Source organism: Arthrobacter sp. PsM3 (assembly GCF_030433895.1).
GTDB lineage: Bacteria > Actinomycetota > Actinomycetes > Actinomycetales > Micrococcaceae > Arthrobacter.
Genome location: NZ_JARUXE010000003.1, coordinates 106,891 through 124,738 on the forward strand (window position 1 = coordinate 106,891; position 17,848 = coordinate 124,738).

The window sequence follows — 17,848 nt, forward strand, 5'->3', positions numbered from 1 at the left end:
GTTAGGGCCAAAGGTCACCGGGTGGCGTCAATCGGGTCTATCCGATGATCTACACTGTTCCCAACACTACTGTCAGTAAGGATCCCTTATGTTCGTCGCCCTGCGCGACCTGCGGTTCGCCCGCGGTCGATTCATTCTCATCGGCTCCGTCGTTCTCCTCATCACCCTTCTCGTCGGATTCCTCGGCGGCCTCACGCAGGGCCTGGCGAACGCCAACATCTCCGCCCTGACGCCGTTCCACGCCGACCGCGTCGTGCTGGCCCAGCCGGGAATGGGCAAGACCCTGAGTTTCATCGACTCGCAGCTGAGCGAGGAATCCGCCACCGCGTGGAGTGCGGCACCCGGCGTCACCGCCGTCGAACCTCTGGGAATCACCATCAGCAAGGTCACGGCGGCACATGACCGCGAGGCGACCGTGTCGCTGTTCGGCGTGGAGAAGACCTTTACCTCCATCTCACCGGAGCAGACGGTGCCCACCCAGGACGGCACGCTTGTGCTGTCCAAACGCGCCCAAGCCGCGCTGCACGCGAATCCCGGTGACCCGGTGACCGTCTTCGGGCACGAGTTCACCGTCGCAGCCGTCTCCGGGAGCGCCGAATTCAGCCATACCGGGGTCATCTGGATGTCCCTCACCGACTGGCGTGACATCGTCGCCCAGCAGACCGTCAAGGCCGCGCCGTTCGCAACCGCCCTGGCTGTACAGGCCGACAGCAGCGGGGACTTCACGGCACTGGATGCCCGGGCCAATACGACGTCGAGCCCCCTCTTGCTGTCGCTGATGGCCATCGAGAGCTTCAAGAGCGAGATCGGTTCGCTCGGCATGATGCTGGGCCTTCTGCTTGGCATCTCCGCGCTCGTGATTGGCGCGTTCTTCACCGTTTGGACCATTCAGCGCAGCGGCGACATCGCAGTACTGAAGGCCCTGGGCGCGTCAACCGCCAGCCTGGTGCGCGACGCGCTCGGCCAGGCACTGGTGGTTCTCGTCATCGGGGTGGGTCTCGGCATCGGCATCACCGCCGCAACCGGGGCCATGCTGCCCGCGGCGGTGCCGTTCGTCGTCAGCCCGGTCACCACCATTCTTCCCGCCGTCGCCATGGTCGGCCTCGGCCTGATCGGGGCCGCATTCGCGCTCCGCAGCGTGATCAAGACAGACCCGCTGACGGCCCTCAACGGCCAGAACAACTAGGAGACCGCCATGATTCGTCTCGACGACATCACCCTGACCTTCCCCGACGGCGACGGCTTCGTCACCGCCATCGACCATGCCAACCTCGCCGTGGAGCGCGGCACGATCACGGCGATCACCGGACCGAGCGGCTCTGGCAAGTCGAGCCTGTTGGCCGTCGCCTCCGCCCTGATCGCCCCCGACTCCGGGCGCGTACTGATTGACGATGTGGATGCCTCGACCCTCAGCCGCACCCAGACCGCCACCCTGCGGCGCGAACGCATCGGCATCGTCTTCCAGCAGTCCAACCTGCTGCCCTCGCTCACCGCACTGGAACAGCTCGAGGTCATGGGCCATCTCGGCAGTTCGAACGCGACGAAGCGCTCCGCACAGGAGCTTCGGGCCCGGGCCACCGACCTGCTGGTGTCCGTCGGCCTCGAGGGCCAGGCCGGCAAGCGCCCGAGCGCGCTCTCCGGCGGGCAGCGCCAGCGGGTCAACATCGCACGCGCCTTGATGAACGACCCCTCCATCCTTATCGTTGACGAGCCGACCAGCGCGCTCGACCAGGAACGCGGAGCGGCGATCATCGACCTCATTCTGGAGATGACGCTCGCCCGCAACACCGCGACCATTCTCGTGACCCACGACCGGTCGCACCTTACCCGAATGGATGCCGTGTTCACCATGGTCGACGGCACGCTCACCCCGGCCGCGGTCGAGGTGGCGGCAATGATTGCAGCACAATAGGTGCCGGCGAGGCTCCACCGCGGCCCGCTCGGGCGGTAGGGCGGCTCGCCTAAGCGGTAGCCATGTGCACCAGGGCCAGGGTGCGCTCGGTCACCGTGTCCACGGATGCCCCCGACTCGACCGCCGCCATGGCCGCCTCGAGCACTCCGCCCAGGAGCTGCGCCGTGATCAGGAGCTCAGGCACCCCGAGCTCCTGGAGCGCCTGCATGAACGGCGCAGTCTGCTCACGGTGCAACTCATCCAGCCGGGCCAGGCACTCCTTCGGAAGCTGCGCGGCGGCAAGCGCGGCGGCCGGCCGGTGCGCGCCCTCGTTCGCGAGCAGCAGTGTCACGCGCACATACTCATCGAGCCTTTCGGCCGGCCCGCTCACGGCGTCGAGGGCCAGCGCGAGCCTGGCATTGGCGCGCGGAAAGGCATCCTCGATCACGGCGGCGAGGATATCTGCGCCGGAGGAGAAGTACTGATAGACGCTCGGCCTGGCCAGACCCGCGGCCGCCCCCACCGCTGCGGGCGTCACTGCGTTGACTCCCCCGCTGACGAGCAGCTCCGTTGCCGCTTCGAGGAGGGCGGAGCGCTGGCGCACACGGTGCTCCGCAACGGTCGGGGCGGAGATCTTCGGCATGCGAGTCCTTTTCGTGAGCGGGCCAGTGAAGCCTCCAGTTTACGAGGTTCTCCTGCCAAAGGCCTAGGATACTGACAGAAGCGTCAGTAAGCTCCTGCATGACACGCACAACGAGAGATCAGGAACGACCGTGACCGATGCGCTTCCCCGCCCTGCCGACACCACGCTGAACCCGAAGCGCTGGAAAGCGATGCCGATCATCGCCCTGGCCGTCTCCATCATCATCATGGATGCCACGGTCGTCAATGTCGTTCTCCCCGTGCTGATCCGCGACATCAGCCTGACCGCTTCCGACGCCGAATGGGTCAACTCCGTCTATGCGCTGGTCTTCGCCGCGCTCCTGATCACGGTCGGCCGGATCGGCGACATCTTCGGCAGGCGGCGTCTGCTCATCGTCGGCATCGTCGTTTTTGGCATCGCGAGCGTTCTGGCCGCCATGTCGGACTCCGGCGCGACCCTGATCGCTGCACGGCTCCTCCAGGGTGCCGGCGGCGCCATGATCCTGCCCGCAACCCTCTCCACCGTGAACGCTCTCTTCACCGGGCGGGAACGTGGGATCGCCTTCGCGATCTGGGGCTCGACCATCGGCGGCATGGCAGCGGTCGGGCCGCTCGTCGGCGGCTGGCTGACCACCGACTTCAGCTGGCGCTGGGCTTTCCTGATCAACATCCCGATCGCCGTGATCGTCCTGATCGGCACCTTGCGCTGGGTGCCGGAGACGAAGGACCCGCACGCCGAACGCGGTGCCGACATTGCCGGCGTCGTGCTGTCCATCCTCGGACTTGGCGCACTCGTCTTCGGCCTGATCGAGGGCCAGCGCTACGGCTGGTTGACCACCACGGAGCAGCTCACCGCCGGCAGCTTCCGCTGGACCTGGCCGATCTCCCCGGTCCCGGCCGCTTTCGCGCTCGGCGCAGCCATGCTTTTCACGTTCGTGCTCGTCGAGCGATCCAGGGCACACGCCCGCAAACCGGCGCTGCTTGACCTCACGCTGCTGGACATCCGGAGCTTCCGCTACGGAAGCATCGCGGCCCTGGTGGTGGCGCTGGGCGAATTCGGTATGCTCTTCGCGCTGCCGCTGTTCCTGCAGGGCGCTCTCGGCTACACGGCGCTGGACACGGGACTCCTGATCCTGTCCCTGGCCGTTGGCACCTTCCTGATCTCCGGTGGTTCAGCCCAGCTCACCCGCCGGCTCGGCGGTCGCGGCGTCGTGCGCGCGGGCCTGTTACTCGAGGCCGTCGCCATCACCGGGCTGGGCCTGAGCATCAGCCTCACCGCGAACGGCTGGGTGCTGGCGGCCTGGCTGTTCCTGTACGGCATCGGCGTCGGGATGGCCACCGCCCAGCTGACGAGCGTGATCCTCGCGGATGTCCCGGTCAGCCAGAGCGGGCAGGCATCCGGCCTGCAGAGCACCTTCCGGCAACTCGGCTCAGCACTCGGCATCGCCGTGCTCGGCACACTCCTCGTCTCGACCCTGGCCGCCCAGGCCGCCGAGAACCTGAACACAGTGCCCGGCCTCGATACGGATGCCCGTACGAAGATCGTCTCGATCGTCAAGGACTCGGCCGGAGCGGCGATTCCCGAGGTCGGATCGCTGCCCCAGGGCAGTCCGGCCGCCCAGGCCGCGGCCGAGGCGGCAATGGTGACCGCCGCCCGGATCACCACCCTCAGCGCGGCCGGCATCATCCTCCTCGGCCTGCTCGCAACCTTCGCGCTTCCAGCCATGCGCCGCGAAGACGAGGACGACGCCGTGGTCGCTCCGCTGGCAGCCCAGCCGTAGTGCGCGGCCCCCGGCGGCGAGGCCGGCGAGCCGGCTCTCTGGCCGCAACAGTCTTTCGTTGTAGCCTGCTGGGATGGTCGAGGACGAGCAAGAACTGACGGGCGGAAATGCGTCCGAAAGTGTTGTGCGCGTTGGTCACACCGTCCGAAAACCCTGGCTGGAAAACTCTGCCGCCTCCAGAACTACCTTGGTGCGCTCCGGTCATCCGGGTGGATGTTCCGGAGCCGCTGGGCAGGGACGGCAACGGCCCAAGCACGCGGCTGTGGGATCTGGCGTACGTCGCGCAGTCATTCGGCCAGCTGTTCGACGGACAACCGGTGGAAGTCGCTGCCTTGAGGCTTCGTGCCGTTGTTGACGGATACGACGCTGATGACGCACTACGCAAGGCACTGCCGGCCGCTATGGCGAAACGAACAGCAGCGATGTTCAATCTCCTGAACTCCCCGAACGAGACTGGGTTCCAGCCCTGGGCGGACATGTATATCAACGGACATGGAGAGCTCTGGCGTGCCGCTGCTCACTACGTCGCCCGGAATCAAGCGGTGTTGGAGCGAGCCCTCGCGCAGCCATAAGGGTCGCTACGGCGGGAAGCCAGACGCACAGTCACCCGGGGCGTCGGCACCAATATTGTTAGGTTGCTGATGCTTGGTGATCCCGGAGCTGCGGTGGCAGTTACCCCTGACTGCCGAACGATTCAAACCGCCCCGGTAACCTCACGTCTGCCGCCGCATCGAGCGAAAGTTTCTTGCGAGCGGATACCGCCAGTCCTGCAGCTTCAACAGACTCTTCCAGGGAACTTGGCATCTGCGAAGCCTAGCCCGGGTCCGGGGCGCGGACCGGACCGGCGCCTCCCCCGCGTCAGTCGACCGCAGTTGGCCGGTGCCGTCCCAGCGTCCGGAGGTACGCGCCGAAGCCGTGCGGCGCCCGCGCATGGATCCGGCCCGAGGTCAGCACGCGCATGCTGTCCGTGGCGGTCACGGTGAAAGCGCGGTTCCGGAGGCTTTGCACCAGGGTCCGGTCCTCGTGCGAGGCGAGCTTCGGGAAGCCCCCGGCGGCCAGGTAGGCCGAGGCCCTGACGCCGAAATTGGCTCCGTAGATGTGCGGGTGGTTCTCCTCGAAGGGATGGCGTTCCAGCCAGCGCCGGAGCAGCTCCGGGTCCATCCCAGCGGGGTCCGGTTCCACCGAGCCCAGCACGGCGTCGGCTCCGGCTTCGGCGAATTCCAGCTGGCGGACGAGCCAGTTTTCCGGAACCTGCGAGTCCGCGTCCGTGTTGGCCAGCCAGGTCCGTCCGGCCCACGGTGGCGGCGTCCAGCGTTTGCCGGGCGGCCTGCGCCGGGATGATCCGACGCCGGCGGCCTGGATTCCGGCCGCGCGGCTGGCCCCGGTGTTGCGGACGGCCACTTCAAGGGCGCTGAAGCGCCGGTCCGCCGCGACGTAGCGGGCCGTGATGCCGGCGGAACCGTCGGTGCAGCTGTCCAGCACCACGGTGACCCCGACGTCCACGTCGGGGCGGCGCCGGTGCAGGGCATCGGCGGCACGCTGCACCGCCTTCAGGGCCCGGCCCAGGTGTTCGTCCTCATTGTGGGCCGGGATCACGACGGAGATCCGGTCGATGCTGTGTCCGCGGGGCAGCGGCAGCGGCAGGGGCAGCGGCAGCGGCAGGGCGGCCATTCCGGTTAGCTCTCCGGGCCCGGGTCGGTGGTGGCTGCCGGCCGCGGGTCCCCGCCGGCCCCGGGCGCGATCAGGACCTCGAGGATGAAGTCGCGTTCCCGGTAGAGCCCGGCGTCTGCCCAGCCAAGCTGGCGGCGCGCGGCGGCGTGGACGGAATCGCCGTCGAGCTCCCAGCCGGAGATGGGGTGGCGCCAGTGGCACAGGGCCAGGGTGCCGCCGGGCAGGAGTGCGGCCTCGACCCGCCCGAACAGCTGAGCCAGCTCGCCGGGTGCGAGGTAGTAGCCCACCTCGGAGACCACGATCAGATCGAATCGGCCCTCCGGCCAGTCCTGCGGGACGGTGAGGTGGCGGGTCCGGGCGCCGGGCAGGTGCTCGAGGCGCCGGGCGGCGTAGGCCAGCGCGGCGCCGCTGGCATCGACGGCCAGGAAGCTGGCGCAGCGCTGCGCGAGGTCCACGCTGAGGGTCCCGATCGAACAGCCGATCTCGAGTCCCGCGTTGTAGTTCAGGCCGGGGAGGGCCGCGAGGGTGAGCGCGCGTTTGCGGTGCTCGTACCAGCTGGTGGTGTACTGCCAGGGGTCGTCGGTTCCGGTGTGGACTGCGTCGAAGACGCCTTCCGCGTCGGCGGCGGCGTAGGAATTGGTGCTGCTGGCGGCGGCCGGGCGCTGCCACGCGAAGGTCTCGAACGGCCGTTCGAAGTGCTCCAGGAAGGCCGGCGGGAGCAGCACCTCGTCCCCCGGCTGGCCGGACAGCGCCCGGACCTGCGAGGTGTGGGAGGCCATGGCCGCAGCCTTGGCCTGCCGTTCGGCGGGATCCAGCGGCAGCCGCAGCCAGGACTGCCAGGCCGGGTCCGCGGCGTCCGCCCAGAGCCAGTACCAAATGGGGTACTCCAGCAACCCGTGGCCGCCGGCACCGGCGGCCTCGGCGGCGGCGGAGCCCAGTGCCTCGTGGTCGGTGTGGCCGTCATGCCGGTAGGGCGCCACGAGGGTGATGCGCTCCGCCGGCAGTCCCGAAGCGGCAGCTTCTGCGATGGCGCGCTGCAGCGCCGCGTGCACCTCCGCCCGGTGGTCGGCGAGCCTGCCGTCCGGCAGGGCGAGGAACCGCCAGCCCGGGTCCGGGAGCAACTGCCTGAGCGCGCCGCCGAATTCCCGGAGCCGGACGGCGGCGAGTTGTTCCGGCGTCGTACTTGGTGAGTCCGGGTGCGAGGCCTCCCCTGCCGTGCACAACAGCACCGTGATGCGGGCCCCGAGCCTCCGCAGCCGGACCATCAGCCCGCCGGCCCCGAGGGATTCGTCGTCCGGGTGTGCGGCCAGGACGATGAACGCCCGCCCGGCGAGTTCCCCGGCGTCGAGCGGCAGTTCCGGAAGGGCAGCCAGTCCGCTGGCTGCCCAGGCGTCCTCGCTGGTTCCGGCGTCCTCGTGAGTGAAGCTCACCACGGGTGGTCCCCCTTGAGTGTGAGGGCACCGAGCTGGGCGTCGTCGCGCATGCCGTGGTGCTGGCGGATGTAGAGGGAGAGGTCGGCCATGCGTTTTCCGTAGACGGGGTCGAAGGCGAGCGGGCCGGGGCCGAGGTTGCGGCTGACCAGCGTCTGGATGCGTTCGACGGCGGTGGCGATGTTGCCGCGGACCCGGAGGGCCTCGCTCCAGGCCCCGGTGCCGGAGAGTTCCCCGGCATCGATCCGCGCGGCGGACCGGGCGAGGTATCCGGTCAGGGCAGTCAGTGTGCGGTCGATCTCGCCAAGGTGGGCCAGCGCCAGCTGGTCCGGTTCGCGGCCGCCGCCGGCCGCCTTGAGCAGGGAATCCGTGAAGCCGCGGGCCACCGCGACGGCGCCGCCCAGCCAGCAGGCCGCCACGCCCATGCCGCCCCAGGCGAAGCCGGGCCGGCGGTAGTACCAGCCGGAGTCGCCCAGCGGCACGGCCGGAACGGCGTCGAAGTGCACGGTGCCGCTGGGGATTTCCGTGAGTCCCCGGCTGGTCCACTGCGGATCCTCGAAGCTGACGCCATGGGCATGGAGGTCGACGGCGAAGGCCGCACGGCCGCCGTCGTCCAGATGGGCGGTCACGACGGCGTGGTCCAGCTGGGCGGCCAGGGAGCACCACGGTTTGGAACCGTGCAGCAGGAAACAGCCGTCCGCCGGCTTGGCCTCAAGCCGCAGGCCGGCGGCTTCGGCGGCAAACACACCCCAGGCGCCGTCGAAGTGGACGCCGTCAACGTCCGGGCAGTCCCCGCCGTTCAGGACCGCCTGCCCGGTGGCCTGGGCGAGGATTGCGGAGGCGTCCAAGTGGGGTTCGATGGCCCGGCCCGCGGCGACGTCAATGGCCGTGACGGACGCCAGGATTTCCCACAGGAACGCGGTCCGGCCCTCGCCGGGATTCGGGGCTGCTGCTGCGGCGGTTTTGGCCAGCTCCAGCAGTGCCGGGACGTCGCCGACGGCCGACGCGGCCGCCGCGAGCAGGGGGCTGAGCCCGGCCAGGCGATCCGGTGCGGAGCTGATCCGCACGGCGAGGGGCCGCTGGGAATCGGGGGTCCGGTTCATGTGGTGGCCTGTTCTCCTTCGAGGTGCGTCTGCTGCTGTCGGCGTCCATGCCTGACGGCCGGGCTACTGCCGAGTAGTTCCAGGCCGCTCCATAAATCTAAGCACACTTAGCACTTTCGGGATTCCGCTCGTAGCTCCCGTGCCGGCGCGATGGCCGCCGCGCGGCTACACCACCCGCGCCAGGGCGAAGCCGTCCCAGCCTTTGGAGCCCACGGTCTGGATCACGGTGCCGTCCAGCCGGGGGTCCCCGCCCAGCATCTTCACAGCGCTGATGATGCCCGGGGCGTTGACGGCGTCCAGGGCGGGGTCCAGCACCGCGCCCTCCCAGACCACGTTGTCCATCACGACGGCGGTGCCCGGCCTGCCGAGGCGGATGGCCCAGTCGAGGTAGTGCGGGTTGTTTTCCTTGTCCGCGTCGATGAACACGAAATCGAAGGGCTCGGCACCCTCGTCGGCGAGCGCCTGCAGGGTATCGAGTGCCGCCCCGACCCGGATCTCCACGAGGTGGCCCAAACCGGCGAAGTCGACGTTGGCGCGGGCCACGGCGGCGTGTTTGGAGAGGTATTCGCACGTGATCAGCCGGCCGCCGTCGGGCAGCCCCTGGGCCATCCAGATGGTGCTGAACCCAGCTAGCGTCCCGATTTCCAGCACGCGGCGGGCACCCGCGAGCTGGACGAGGAGTTTGAGCAGTTTGCCGGCTGTGGGGGCGACTTCGATAGGCGGCATGCCCGCCTCGCGGGCGGTGCTGACGGCGCGTTTCAGGGTGCTGTCAGGGCGGACCACAACCTCGGACAGGAATTCCTCGACGGCGGTCCAGCGGGCGGTGGGCTGATGCTCGAACATGCCCCAAGTCTTCCAGCTGACCCGGCCCGGCGGTAGGCCGCTGGCCGCCTACTGGAGCCGGATGTCCTGCGGCACCGCCGCACTAGTCGCCGAGGGCCTGTTCCAGGCGGTCCAGCTTCCCGTTGAGTTCTCCTATGTAGCCCGGGCGGATGTCTGCCTTGATGACGAGGGAGACCCTGCTGCCGTAGCGGCCCACCGCCTCGGTGGCCCGCTTCACGACGTCGAAGACCTCATCCCACTCCCCTTCAATCGTGGTGAACATCGAGTCGGTGTGGTTCGGCAGGCCGGATTCACGGACGATCCGTACGGCTTCGGCGACGGCGTCGTGGACCGAGGCCTCGTCCGCCGCTATGGCCGCCGAACCGGCGGGTGCGTCATCGGCCTGGCGCGCGGGACGGCCTGAGGGTGCGACAGAAAATGCTAACAACATGGCACCAGTCTTTCACGTACTCCCAGTTAGTGGCGGTGTGGACGGGGCCTGGATCTGTCCCCCCTCCCGGTCCGGACGCGGCCTGGAGCAATCCGCGGAATCCGTCACATTAGTCACTACCCGGGAGTAATCTCCCGGCCCCGGCCGTGCGTTGCTAACCTAGGCAAATGAACCGGGTAGCAGACCGCAGGCCGCTCCGCGCCGATGCCGCGCGGAACGTGGACAAAATCATCACGGCCGCCCGCCAGTGCTTCCGGGAGCATGGCCCCGAGGTCCCGCTGCAGACCATCGCCGTGACCGCCGGAGTGGGACCGGCCACACTGTTCAGAAACTTCGCTGACAAGGAAGAACTGGTCCTCGCGGCACTGCACCGGCAGCTCGGGCTGATCGTCGATCCGGTCATTGAGGAGGCCCTCGCCGGACCGGACGCCGCCGATGGCCTGTTCCGTGTCATTGATGCGCTCATGGGCGTGGCCAGCGAGGAAGCCAACCTCTTGGGAGCCGTCGCCGGCCGGCGCGGGCTGCTGACCGGGATCACGGGGGACCTGATCGAATCCGTGGCTGTGCTCCTGGGCCGCGGTCAGGGCCAGGGCACCCTGCGCAGCGACATTTCGATGACGGACCTGATCCGTTTGCTGGCCATGCTGATCGGCGTCGTGGACACGATGGAGGCAGGCTCGGATGCCTGGCGCCGACCGGTCGCCCTCGTCGAGGACGCCATTCGCACGGAGCGCCCGCAACGGCCGCTGCCGCCCCAGGCGCCGCTGCCTGGCACCGCGTTCGACGCTGTGCTCGGCTAGAACTCCTGTGGCGCTATGCGCGCAGGCACCCGGAAACGGTGACGATGAAGGATGCGTTGCGGTTGCTGCCGGACCTGTTGAGACTTCTGCCGCGGCTGGTCGCTGACCGGACTCTGGGCGCCGGGGTGCGGATCCGGCTAGCCCTGCTCCTGGCCTACCTGCTCTCACCGATCGACCTTGTACCGGATTTCGTGCCCGTGATCGGGTACGCCGACGACGTGGTTATTGTGGCCCTCGTCCTGCGCGCCGTGATCGCGCGGGCGGGCGAGGATGCCCTGCGCCGGCACTGGCCGGGAACGCCAGAGGGGCTGCAGCTCACCCTCAGGCTCGGCGGCCTCGGAGCGCCGCTGTAGGAATGCGGGCGCTGTGGGACTTCAGGCACTGAAGGCCGTTGCCTCGGGACCGCCGTCGAACCTGCGCAGGATCTCACCGGCGACGATCCGGAGCTTGACGTTCCTGGTGTTGGAGACCTTGGACAGCATCGAAAACGCTTCCGACTGCGAGCAGCGGCTCTGTGCCATGAGGATGCCGGTGGCCAGGTTGATGTCGGTCCGCGACCGCATGGCCATCAGCAGGTCCCGGTTCACGCCCCGGGCGGCTTCGAACCGGACAGCCAGCTTCGTCACTTTGGCGGCGCGGACGGCGAACGCCCCGCAGGCTCCCACGGCACCGTCGTCGAAAGCCTCGGGGGACGTCGAAAGGAAGGTCAGGGTGGCCGCTGCGTCCGGGTCGTCAATCAGCGAAACGGCGAAAATACTGCGGCTCCCACGCTGGGCAGCCGCCCGCTGGTAGCGCCTCCAGCGGGGATCCATCGTCGTGTCCGGCACCAGCACCGGCATCCCGGTCTGCTGCGCCTCCAGCCCCGGGCCCTCCCCAACGTCGTCCTGCAGCCGGTCCAGGGCCCCGGCGTCGGGGTCACCGGCGGCCAGGGCCAGCGGCCTGCGTTTCCGGGCGACCCGCACCGAACAGACCACCGGGCGCCCGGTTTCAGCTGCGGCGAAATCGGCCGCCAGGTCGGACAGTTGACGGAGGAAATCCTCCAGGACTTCATTGTCCAGCAACAGATCCTGCAGGTGCTCCGAGAGCCGGGTTTTCAGCATCAATCCTCCGCGGGCTTCTCTTTGGCTTCCAGCAAGTGGTGCTGCAGTTTCTCTTCAGCCTCCCGCCGGCGCCGGGCCATCTCCCTTAGCTCGCGGGTGGACTCCGCCCCCGGCGGAACGAACGGTTCGTGCGGCTTGGAGTGCTGACCTTTGCCGGGCGCAGGGGTAGCCGGATCGTCGTTGTCGCTCATATCCGAATGCTCCCACGGGGATTCGGCGGCAAGTAGGGACTAAAGACCGTTACGGAGCGGTACGGCAAAAGTGGCGGGGCTGCTAGGGCGAGTCTCCCAATTGGTTCTTGTCGGCTTTGGCGCGCTGGAAACATGTCGCGTACCGCGATCCTCACCGATGCCCAATGGGAGCGGATTGAATCGTTGATGCCCAGTTCCGACGGGAGCCGCGGGAGACCGTTCCAAACCACCGTCCGATCGTCAAGGGCATTATCTACCGTTTCCGGGCGGGAATTCCTTGACGCGACCTGGCGGAGACCTTCGGCACGTCGCAGACAGTCGGGAAACCCCACCGCCGCTTCCACACGGGGTGGACCTGTCGAATTACGTGAATCTGTTGGAGGAACCGCTCGACCACGGGATCGGGAGGTCCCGCGGCTGGCTGACAACGAAGATTCATCGCCTCTGTGCCGGCAAGATGCGCCCGCGGGTCAAGTTGCTTGGTCCCGGGCAGGGCGGGGACTCCCCGATATTCCCGCACCTACTGGACTCCGCAGCGTTTCCCGACCGGGTCTGGTCAGGGCACGTTCCGCCCGGAGCGGGACTCGGCGGACAAGGATTACTCCTCGAAAGCCAAAGGGTCTTCTGCACCGGCGCGGCATCCAGGCAGTGATCCCGGAGCGCTCCGACCAGGAAGCGAACCGCAAACGCCACCTAGCCTCCGGCGGGCGCGACCACGACGGCCGGGGAGCCTTGGTTGATCGGGTTGGCCTTGGCGGATGGAGCGACCACCCCGAACTCGAAGCCCTTGGCCCGCAGTGCGTCGATGGTGGAGGCCAAGTACGTCCACTGCGTTGAGCGGCAGGAAAGGACGTCCTCAGCGTCGTGGAGCAGGATGATGGCGCCGGGCACCGCCTCCGCCATTACATACTTCTTGACGCCGGCCGCACCGGGGCACTCGAAGTCGCCGGGGTTACCGACGTTCCAGTGCCAGAGAACCCCGCCGCTCATACCGATGGTCTTGAGGTAGCCCGACGAGTAAGAGGTGCTGTTGCCGAACGGGAAGCGCATGATCTTGGGCGCCTCACCGGTGATGGCCTTGATGGCGTCGTTGGTGCGGTCGATCTGCTGCTTTTGCTGCGCCTTGCTGATGTCGGGGAAGTTGGCGTGATCCCACGAGTGGTTGCCGATCACGTGCCCCTCAGCCTTGATCCGGCGGACGAGGTCGGGGTACTGCTGGGCGTGGGAGCCCTCGAGGAAGAACGTCGCCTTGACGCCCTTCTGCTTGAGGACGTCGAGGACGAACGCGGTGCGCTGGGGCGAGGGCCCGTCGTCAAAAGTCAGGCCGATCAGCGGTTTGTCGGCGGCTTGGGCTGCCACGGTGGGGCCGCCGGCCAGCAGGGCCAGGACCAAGCTCGCGGCGGCCAGGGCCGTCACGGCAATCTTCCTCTTCTTCATGGTGCTCAACCTTCCGTTCTCAAGGTGGTCTTCACCCTTGCTAGAGGTGCACCATACTGCGCCGCTGAGGCGCTGTAAACAACTACTCGCTCGCCATGCCTGCGCCGCGACCAGCAGTCCGGATGAAATCCACCTGATGCCCCCCCATCAATTCCCGCGTGCCCACGTAAATCTCCGTTGGGCGCTTTCGGGCACGTGATCCACTCAGAAAGGCCATGAAACATCATGGCCTCAGAGATGAAAAAGCTCCTCGGGGAGCGGTCGGCCACCAGTAAGGCCGCTCCGGGCGATCCTGGACCGGTGCGACTCACAGAGCAGCCTGCTAGCCCCAGCCAAGCAGCCGGAGCCCGGCAGCCGCGCCGGCGCCGGCGAGGACGACCACCAGGAAAGGCGCCCGGAAGACCAGGGCGATGCCGGCCGCGGTCAGTGCCCCGAGGCGCGCATCCAGTGCCAGCGTCTGCCCCGAGGCCACGGTGTTCACGATCGTCAGGGACGCCAGCAGCCCGATGGTCATGGTCCCGGCGATCCGCGACATCCGCGGGTCACGGAGCACGCTGGCGGGGACCAGGTAGCCCAGCAGTTTCCAGGCGTAGGCCAGCAGGCAGGAGAGCAGCAGCCACATCCACAGCGTCATGACGCCTCCCCGGAGGGCCGTGCAGGCTGGTGCGGGTGTTCGGCGTAGGGGTCCATGTCCGGTTCCAGTCCCTCGTCACTGCGGCCATGGCTGAACCAACCGATGGCTGCCGCAACCACCGCGGCCACCAGGATCGGCACCCCGGCCGGCACGAAGGGAACAGCGAGCACGGTGGCGAGGGCGCAGACGACCGCGATCGCCACAGGTTCGCCGCCCTTGAGCCGGGGCCAGAGCAGGCCCAGGAACGCCGCAACTGCGGCCCCGTCGAGGCCCCACTGCTTGGGATCGCCCAGGGCCGCGCCGGCCAGCGCGCCCACGGCGGTAAACAGGTTCCACAGGACGAAGATGCCCAGGCCGGCAGTCCAGAAGCCGCGCTTCTGCTCGGACGGGTCCGTCTGGCCGGTGCTCGTGGCGGTGGACTCGTCGATGGTGACGTGGGCTGCCGCGAACCGCAACCAGCCCTTCGGCTGCAGCAGTGCGTTGACCTGCATTCCGTAGATGCCGTTGCGCATGCCCAGCAGGGTGGCCGCGCCCATCGCAGCGACGCCGGAGCCGCCCCCGGCCACCACCCCGATGAAGGCGAACTGTGAGCCGCCGCTGAACAGCAGCAGGCTCAAAGCCATGGTCTGCCAGAAGTCGAGCCCGGAGGTGACGGACAGGGCGCCGAAGGACACGCCATAGAGACCGGTGGCGATGCTGATGGAAAGCCCGACCCGCACCGCCGGGGACTGCAGGAGTTTCACTGCCGGACCGGCTTCCGCGGGTGCGGCTTCCCCAAAATGGGGTTCCGCAGGCTCCAGGCCCAGGCAATGAGCGGTGCCTGCAGCGGAAGCCGCAGGGTGTGCGCCCGTCGCTGGCCGGGGGTCCCCGCCGGGCCGTAGGCCTTACGCAGCGCGTCGATGTGTCCGGCGAGGAAGACGGTGAACATGGCCGCGGTGCAGCCCGCGGCCGCGCGACGGGTCGCCGGGATCAGGAGTCCGGCGGCGGCTCCCGCCTCGAGCAGGCCGGTGAGCGCCACCCATTCCTCCCGGGACAGCACCGCGAGGGGGCTGTTGGACTGCTCGCCGGTGTCATCGCGGCAGAGGAAGTCCGGAACCACCGGGCCGAAGAAACCGGGATCGTCGAAGTGCTTCGCGGCGCTCGCCAGCAGCAGGGCGCTCATCGCCACGGCGGATAGGGTCTGGGTGTCCCGGCCGGACCAGCGAAATGGCATGGAATAACTCAATCACAGCCACAGACCCCCTGCTAACCGCGGCTGGCGTGCGGAAACGGGACTTTCCGCAGGGGTCAATGTACGCCGATCGGCGTACCTTGATGACTATGAGCGGTGTCGTGGAAATGACGGGTGTCGTAAAGCGTTTCGGGGCGGTGACAGCCCTGGACGGACTGGACTTCGAGGTGGCCGCCGGGGAGGTGCACGGCTTCCTCGGCCCGAACGGGTCCGGGAAGTCCACCACCTTGCGCCTGCTGCTGGGTCTCCTGCGCTCCGACGCGGGTTCCATCAGGGTGCTCGGGCTGGACCCGTGGCGCGAGGTGGCGACCCTGCACCGCCGGCTGGCCTACGTCCCCGGGGACGTGGCCCTCTGGCCCAACCTGGCGGGCGGCGAAGTGATCGAGCTGCTGGGCCGGCTGCAGGGCGGCCAGGACCGCGCGCGGCGGGACCGCCTGCTGGAACTATTCGAGCTCGATCCCACCAAGAAGGCACGCACCTACTCCAAGGGAAACCGGCAGAAAGTGGCCCTCGTTGCCGCCCTGGCCACCGACGCCGAGCTGTTCCTGCTGGACGAGCCGACGAGCGGGCTGGACCCGCTGATGGAGGACGCATTCCGCGGCTGCGTCCGCGAACTGCGCGCGCAGGGGCGCACCGTCGTGCTGAGCAGCCATATCCTCAGCGAAGCCGAGGCGCTCTCCGACCGGGTCAGCATCATCCGCTCCGGGAGGGTGGTGGAGACCGGCCCGCTTGAGCAGCTGCGGCACCTGACCCGCACCTCGGTCACGGCCGACGTCGCGGCGGTCCCGCCCGGGCTGGACCTGCTGCCCGGCGTCCACGACGTTGTCATCACCAACCACCGGGTCACCGCCCAGGTGGACCCGGCCGGCCTGACCCACCTGATGCAGGCGCTGACGACGGCGGGGCTGAAGTCCCTCACGAGCCATCCGCCAACGCTGGAGGACCTGTTCCTGCGCCATTACGGTGACATCCCCGCCGGGGTTCCTGCCGCGGCCGTCGGCTCTTCCCCGGGCCGGTCCACCGTTCCAGCTCCGGGCGGACGGCGGCCCGGCGGTGCCTGAGACCCTGGCCGGAACGGGCATCCTGATCAGGCTCGGACTGCGGCGGGACCGCTGGTTACTGCCGCTCTGGATCGCCGGCTTCGCCCTGATCGCCTATTCGACGGCGCTGGCCGGAACGGAGCTCTACCCGGATGTGGCGAGCCGCGTCGAGGCCGCCACCGCCCTGAACGCGACCGCCTCGATGGTGGCACTCTTTGGACGGATCTACGATCCCACCTCCATCGGCGCCCTCTCGCTGATCAAGTACACCGCGTTCATGACCGCCATCCTGGCCGTCCTCATGGTGATCCTCGCCATCCGGCACACCCGCAGCGATGAGGAGAGCGGACGCCTGGAACTGCTCGGCGGCGGCAGGCTGGGCCGGGACGCCCCGCTGGCGGCCGCCCTCACGATCAGCCTCGGCGCCAACGTGGTGCTGGGGTTGCTCTCGGCGGCCGCGCTGGCCGCCGGCGGACTGCCGGCTGCGGGCTCCCTCGCGTTTGGCTTGGGCTGGGCCGCCACGGGCATGGCGTTCAGTGCCGTGGCCGGGCTGGCGGCCCAGCTGACCGCCAGCGCCCGGGCCGCCACCGGACTCAGCATCGGCGTCGTGGCCGTCACGTACGCGTTGCGCGCCGTCGGAGACCTGGCCGAACCGGGCCCGTCGGTGCTTTCCTGGCTGTCGCCCATCGGGTGGAACCAGCAGATCCGGGCGTTCGCCGGGGACCGCTGGTGGGTGCTGGTGCTGCCCGTGAGCCTGTGCCTGGTGCTGGTCCCCGCGGCTTTTGCACTCCGCGCCAGGCGCGACCTTGGCGCGGGTCTCCGCGCTGAACGCCCGGGCCCGGCCGTCGGTGCGCTCTCCGGCGTCTGGGACCTGGCGGTGCGCCTGCAGTACCGCGTCCTGCTGGCCTGGGCCGTGGCCTTCCTCGTTTTCGGCGTCGTCATCGGATCCCTGGTCAGCAACGTGGCAGAGCTGCTGAGTTCACCCAACGCCCAGGACCTGATCAAGATGCTGGGCGGCCGGCAGGCCCTGACGGATGCTTTCCTGGCCGCCGAGATCAGCATCATGGGGCTGCTGGCCGCCGCCTTCGGGGTGTCCTCGGGCGGCCATCTGCGCAGCGAGGAGGCCGCGGGCCACACCGAAGCCCTGCTGGGCACGGCCACCACCCGGATCCGCTGGGCGAGCAGCCACTTCGCGTTCGCCCTGGCCGGCGTAGCCTTCCTGCTCCTGCTGGCGGGGGTCTCGATCGGCGTCGGAGCCGCTTTCGCCGTCCACGACTCGGCGCTGGTGGGGAGCAGCACCGTCGCCGCCGTGGCCCAGATCCCGGCCGCGTGGGTGGTGACCAGCGCCGTGCTTGCGGTGTTTGGCTGGGCGCCCCGGCTGACCGGGGCGGTCTGGGGCCTCCTGCTGGCTTTCGTCGCCCTAGGCGAATTCGGGGTGCTCTGGAACGCCCCGGACTGGCTCATGGACCTTTCGCCGTTCCGGCACTCCCCGATGCTCCCGGTGGGCTCCGGGAGCGTGCCGGATCTGGCCGGGCTCACCGTGGCCGCCGCGGTGCTCGCGGCGCTGGGCTATGCCGGCTGGCGGCGCCGCGACCTGGCAGCCTAGGGCCGTGACGCTGCCCGT

General features: G+C 69.0%; 19 protein-coding genes and 1 pseudogene. 8 read left to right on the forward strand and 12 right to left on the reverse strand.

The window, feature by feature from the left end:
- Positions 1 to 88: 88 nt before the first annotated feature.
- Positions 89 to 1,186, forward strand: coding sequence for an ABC transporter permease (locus QCD75_RS02265; protein ID WP_301225309.1), 1,098 nt, complete (start codon positions 89 to 91; stop codon positions 1,184 to 1,186).
- Between the two features lie 9 nt (positions 1,187 to 1,195).
- Complete coding sequence (locus QCD75_RS02270; RefSeq protein ID WP_301225311.1) at positions 1,196 to 1,912, forward strand: ABC transporter ATP-binding protein; 717 nt, start codon at positions 1,196 to 1,198, stop codon at positions 1,910 to 1,912.
- A gap of 49 nt (positions 1,913 to 1,961) precedes the next feature.
- Here QCD75_RS02270 and QCD75_RS02275 read toward each other — a convergent pair whose 3' ends face one another.
- A complete protein-coding gene (locus QCD75_RS02275) occupies positions 1,962 to 2,534 on the reverse strand; it encodes a TetR/AcrR family transcriptional regulator (protein WP_301225313.1) in 573 nt (190 codons plus the stop codon).
- A 130-nt stretch (positions 2,535 to 2,664) separates the two neighbouring features.
- Between QCD75_RS02275 and QCD75_RS02280 the strand changes: the two genes are divergently transcribed.
- Together QCD75_RS02280 and QCD75_RS02285 are read left to right on the forward strand one after the other, a co-directional pair.
- Positions 2,665 to 4,314, forward strand: a complete 1,650-nt coding sequence (locus QCD75_RS02280; RefSeq protein WP_367400619.1) for an MFS transporter — start codon at positions 2,665 to 2,667, stop codon at positions 4,312 to 4,314.
- A gap of 209 nt (positions 4,315 to 4,523) precedes the next feature.
- On the forward strand, positions 4,524 to 4,886 hold the full coding sequence (locus QCD75_RS02285) for a hypothetical protein (RefSeq protein WP_301225315.1): 363 nt from the start codon (positions 4,524 to 4,526) through the stop codon (positions 4,884 to 4,886).
- A gap of 286 nt (positions 4,887 to 5,172) precedes the next feature.
- On the opposite strand, the gene QCD75_RS02290 is transcribed toward QCD75_RS02285, so the two are convergent.
- The 5 genes from QCD75_RS02290 to QCD75_RS02310 form a co-directional block, all read right to left on the reverse strand.
- Positions 5,173 to 5,985: a glycosyltransferase gene (locus QCD75_RS02290; protein WP_301225317.1), complete on the reverse strand. Its 813-nt coding sequence runs from the start codon at positions 5,983 to 5,985 to the stop codon at positions 5,173 to 5,175.
- Positions 5,986 to 5,990: 5 nt separating this feature from the next.
- On the reverse strand, positions 5,991 to 7,418 hold the full coding sequence (locus tag QCD75_RS02295; protein WP_301225319.1) for a bifunctional PIG-L family deacetylase/class I SAM-dependent methyltransferase: 1,428 nt from the start codon (positions 7,416 to 7,418) through the stop codon (positions 5,991 to 5,993).
- Complete coding sequence (locus QCD75_RS02300) at positions 7,412 to 8,518, reverse strand: acyl-CoA dehydrogenase family protein (protein ID WP_301225321.1); 1,107 nt, start codon at positions 8,516 to 8,518, stop codon at positions 7,412 to 7,414. Before QCD75_RS02300 ends, QCD75_RS02295 begins: the two co-directional genes overlap by 7 nt.
- Positions 8,519 to 8,683: 165 nt before the next feature.
- Positions 8,684 to 9,361 (reverse strand): O-methyltransferase, encoded by a 678-nt coding sequence (locus QCD75_RS02305; protein WP_301225323.1) that lies wholly within the window; start codon positions 9,359 to 9,361, stop codon positions 8,684 to 8,686.
- 82 nt (positions 9,362 to 9,443) lie between these two features.
- Complete coding sequence (locus QCD75_RS02310; protein ID WP_301225325.1) at positions 9,444 to 9,791, reverse strand: thiamine-binding protein; 348 nt, start codon at positions 9,789 to 9,791, stop codon at positions 9,444 to 9,446.
- A gap of 167 nt (positions 9,792 to 9,958) precedes the next feature.
- Between QCD75_RS02310 and QCD75_RS02315 the strand changes: the two genes are divergently transcribed.
- Both QCD75_RS02315 and QCD75_RS22350 read left to right on the forward strand, forming a co-directional pair.
- A complete protein-coding gene (locus tag QCD75_RS02315) occupies positions 9,959 to 10,591 on the forward strand; it encodes a TetR/AcrR family transcriptional regulator (RefSeq protein ID WP_301225327.1) in 633 nt (210 codons plus the stop codon).
- Positions 10,592 to 10,746: 155 nt separating this feature from the next.
- Positions 10,747 to 10,828, forward strand: a pseudogene (locus QCD75_RS22350) (YkvA family protein); the annotation flags it as partial.
- Between the two features lie 137 nt (positions 10,829 to 10,965).
- On the opposite strand, the gene QCD75_RS02325 reads toward QCD75_RS22350, so the two are convergent.
- From QCD75_RS02325 to QCD75_RS02350, 6 genes are all read right to left on the reverse strand, one after another.
- Positions 10,966 to 11,691 carry a GAF and ANTAR domain-containing protein gene (locus QCD75_RS02325; protein ID WP_301225329.1) on the reverse strand — a complete coding sequence of 242 codons (726 nt, stop codon included), beginning with the start codon at positions 11,689 to 11,691 and terminating at the stop codon, positions 10,966 to 10,968.
- Positions 11,691 to 11,882 (reverse strand): hypothetical protein, encoded by a 192-nt coding sequence (locus QCD75_RS02330; RefSeq protein WP_226760627.1) that lies wholly within the window; start codon positions 11,880 to 11,882, stop codon positions 11,691 to 11,693. Before QCD75_RS02330 ends, QCD75_RS02325 begins: the two co-directional genes overlap by 1 nt.
- 693 nt (positions 11,883 to 12,575) lie before the next feature.
- Positions 12,576 to 13,319 carry a polysaccharide deacetylase family protein gene (locus QCD75_RS02335; protein ID WP_301225333.1) on the reverse strand — a complete coding sequence of 248 codons (744 nt, stop codon included), beginning with the start codon at positions 13,317 to 13,319 and terminating at the stop codon, positions 12,576 to 12,578.
- Between the two features lie 322 nt (positions 13,320 to 13,641).
- Positions 13,642 to 13,953, reverse strand: a complete 312-nt coding sequence (locus QCD75_RS02340; RefSeq protein ID WP_301225335.1) for an AzlD domain-containing protein — start codon at positions 13,951 to 13,953, stop codon at positions 13,642 to 13,644.
- Positions 13,950 to 14,696: an AzlC family ABC transporter permease gene (locus tag QCD75_RS02345; protein ID WP_301225337.1), complete on the reverse strand. Its 747-nt coding sequence runs from the start codon at positions 14,694 to 14,696 to the stop codon at positions 13,950 to 13,952. Before QCD75_RS02345 ends, QCD75_RS02340 begins: the two co-directional genes overlap by 4 nt.
- A complete protein-coding gene (locus QCD75_RS02350) occupies positions 14,693 to 15,166 on the reverse strand; it encodes a DoxX family protein (protein ID WP_301225339.1) in 474 nt (157 codons plus the stop codon). Before QCD75_RS02350 ends, QCD75_RS02345 begins: the two co-directional genes overlap by 4 nt.
- A 107-nt stretch (positions 15,167 to 15,273) precedes the next feature.
- Between QCD75_RS02350 and QCD75_RS02355 the strand changes: the two genes are divergently transcribed.
- Both QCD75_RS02355 and QCD75_RS02360 read left to right on the forward strand, forming a co-directional pair.
- The gene (locus QCD75_RS02355) at positions 15,274 to 16,245 is read left to right on the forward strand and encodes an ABC transporter ATP-binding protein (RefSeq protein WP_301225341.1); all 972 of its coding nucleotides are present in this window, start codon (positions 15,274 to 15,276) and stop codon (positions 16,243 to 16,245) included.
- Complete coding sequence (locus QCD75_RS02360; RefSeq protein ID WP_301225343.1) at positions 16,238 to 17,830, forward strand: ABC transporter permease; 1,593 nt, start codon at positions 16,238 to 16,240, stop codon at positions 17,828 to 17,830. The genes QCD75_RS02355 and QCD75_RS02360 overlap by 8 nt, the downstream gene beginning before the upstream one ends.
- Positions 17,831 to 17,848 lie beyond the last annotated feature (18 nt).

Bases quoted from the DNA above. Each gene is read 5' to 3' on its own strand.
- QCD75_RS02265 (WP_301225309.1), top strand. From the start codon at position 89: ATGTTCGTCGCCCTGCGCGACCTGCGGTTCGCCCGCGGTCGATTCATT.
- QCD75_RS02270 (WP_301225311.1), top strand. From the start codon at position 1,196: ATGATTCGTCTCGACGACATCACCCTGACCTTCCCCGACGGCGACGGC.
- QCD75_RS02275 (WP_301225313.1), bottom strand. From the start codon at position 2,534: ATGCCGAAGATCTCCGCCCCGACCGTTGCGGAGCACCGTGTGCGCCAG.
- QCD75_RS02290 (WP_301225317.1), bottom strand. From the start codon at position 5,985: ATGGCCGCCCTGCCGCTGCCGCTGCCCCTGCCGCTGCCGCTGCCCCGC.
- QCD75_RS02300 (WP_301225321.1), bottom strand. From the start codon at position 8,518: ATGAACCGGACCCCCGATTCCCAGCGGCCCCTCGCCGTGCGGATCAGC.
- QCD75_RS02305 (WP_301225323.1), bottom strand. From the start codon at position 9,361: ATGTTCGAGCATCAGCCCACCGCCCGCTGGACCGCCGTCGAGGAATTC.
- QCD75_RS02310 (WP_301225325.1), bottom strand. From the start codon at position 9,791: ATGTTGTTAGCATTTTCTGTCGCACCCTCAGGCCGTCCCGCGCGCCAG.
- QCD75_RS02315 (WP_301225327.1), top strand. From the start codon at position 9,959: ATGAACCGGGTAGCAGACCGCAGGCCGCTCCGCGCCGATGCCGCGCGG.
- QCD75_RS02325 (WP_301225329.1), bottom strand. From the start codon at position 11,691: ATGCTGAAAACCCGGCTCTCGGAGCACCTGCAGGATCTGTTGCTGGAC.
- QCD75_RS02330 (WP_226760627.1), bottom strand. From the start codon at position 11,882: ATGAGCGACAACGACGATCCGGCTACCCCTGCGCCCGGCAAAGGTCAG.
- QCD75_RS02335 (WP_301225333.1), bottom strand. From the start codon at position 13,319: ATGAAGAAGAGGAAGATTGCCGTGACGGCCCTGGCCGCCGCGAGCTTG.
- QCD75_RS02340 (WP_301225335.1), bottom strand. From the start codon at position 13,953: ATGACGCTGTGGATGTGGCTGCTGCTCTCCTGCCTGCTGGCCTACGCC.
- QCD75_RS02350 (WP_301225339.1), bottom strand. From the start codon at position 15,166: ATGCCATTTCGCTGGTCCGGCCGGGACACCCAGACCCTATCCGCCGTG.
- QCD75_RS02355 (WP_301225341.1), top strand. From the start codon at position 15,274: ATGAGCGGTGTCGTGGAAATGACGGGTGTCGTAAAGCGTTTCGGGGCG.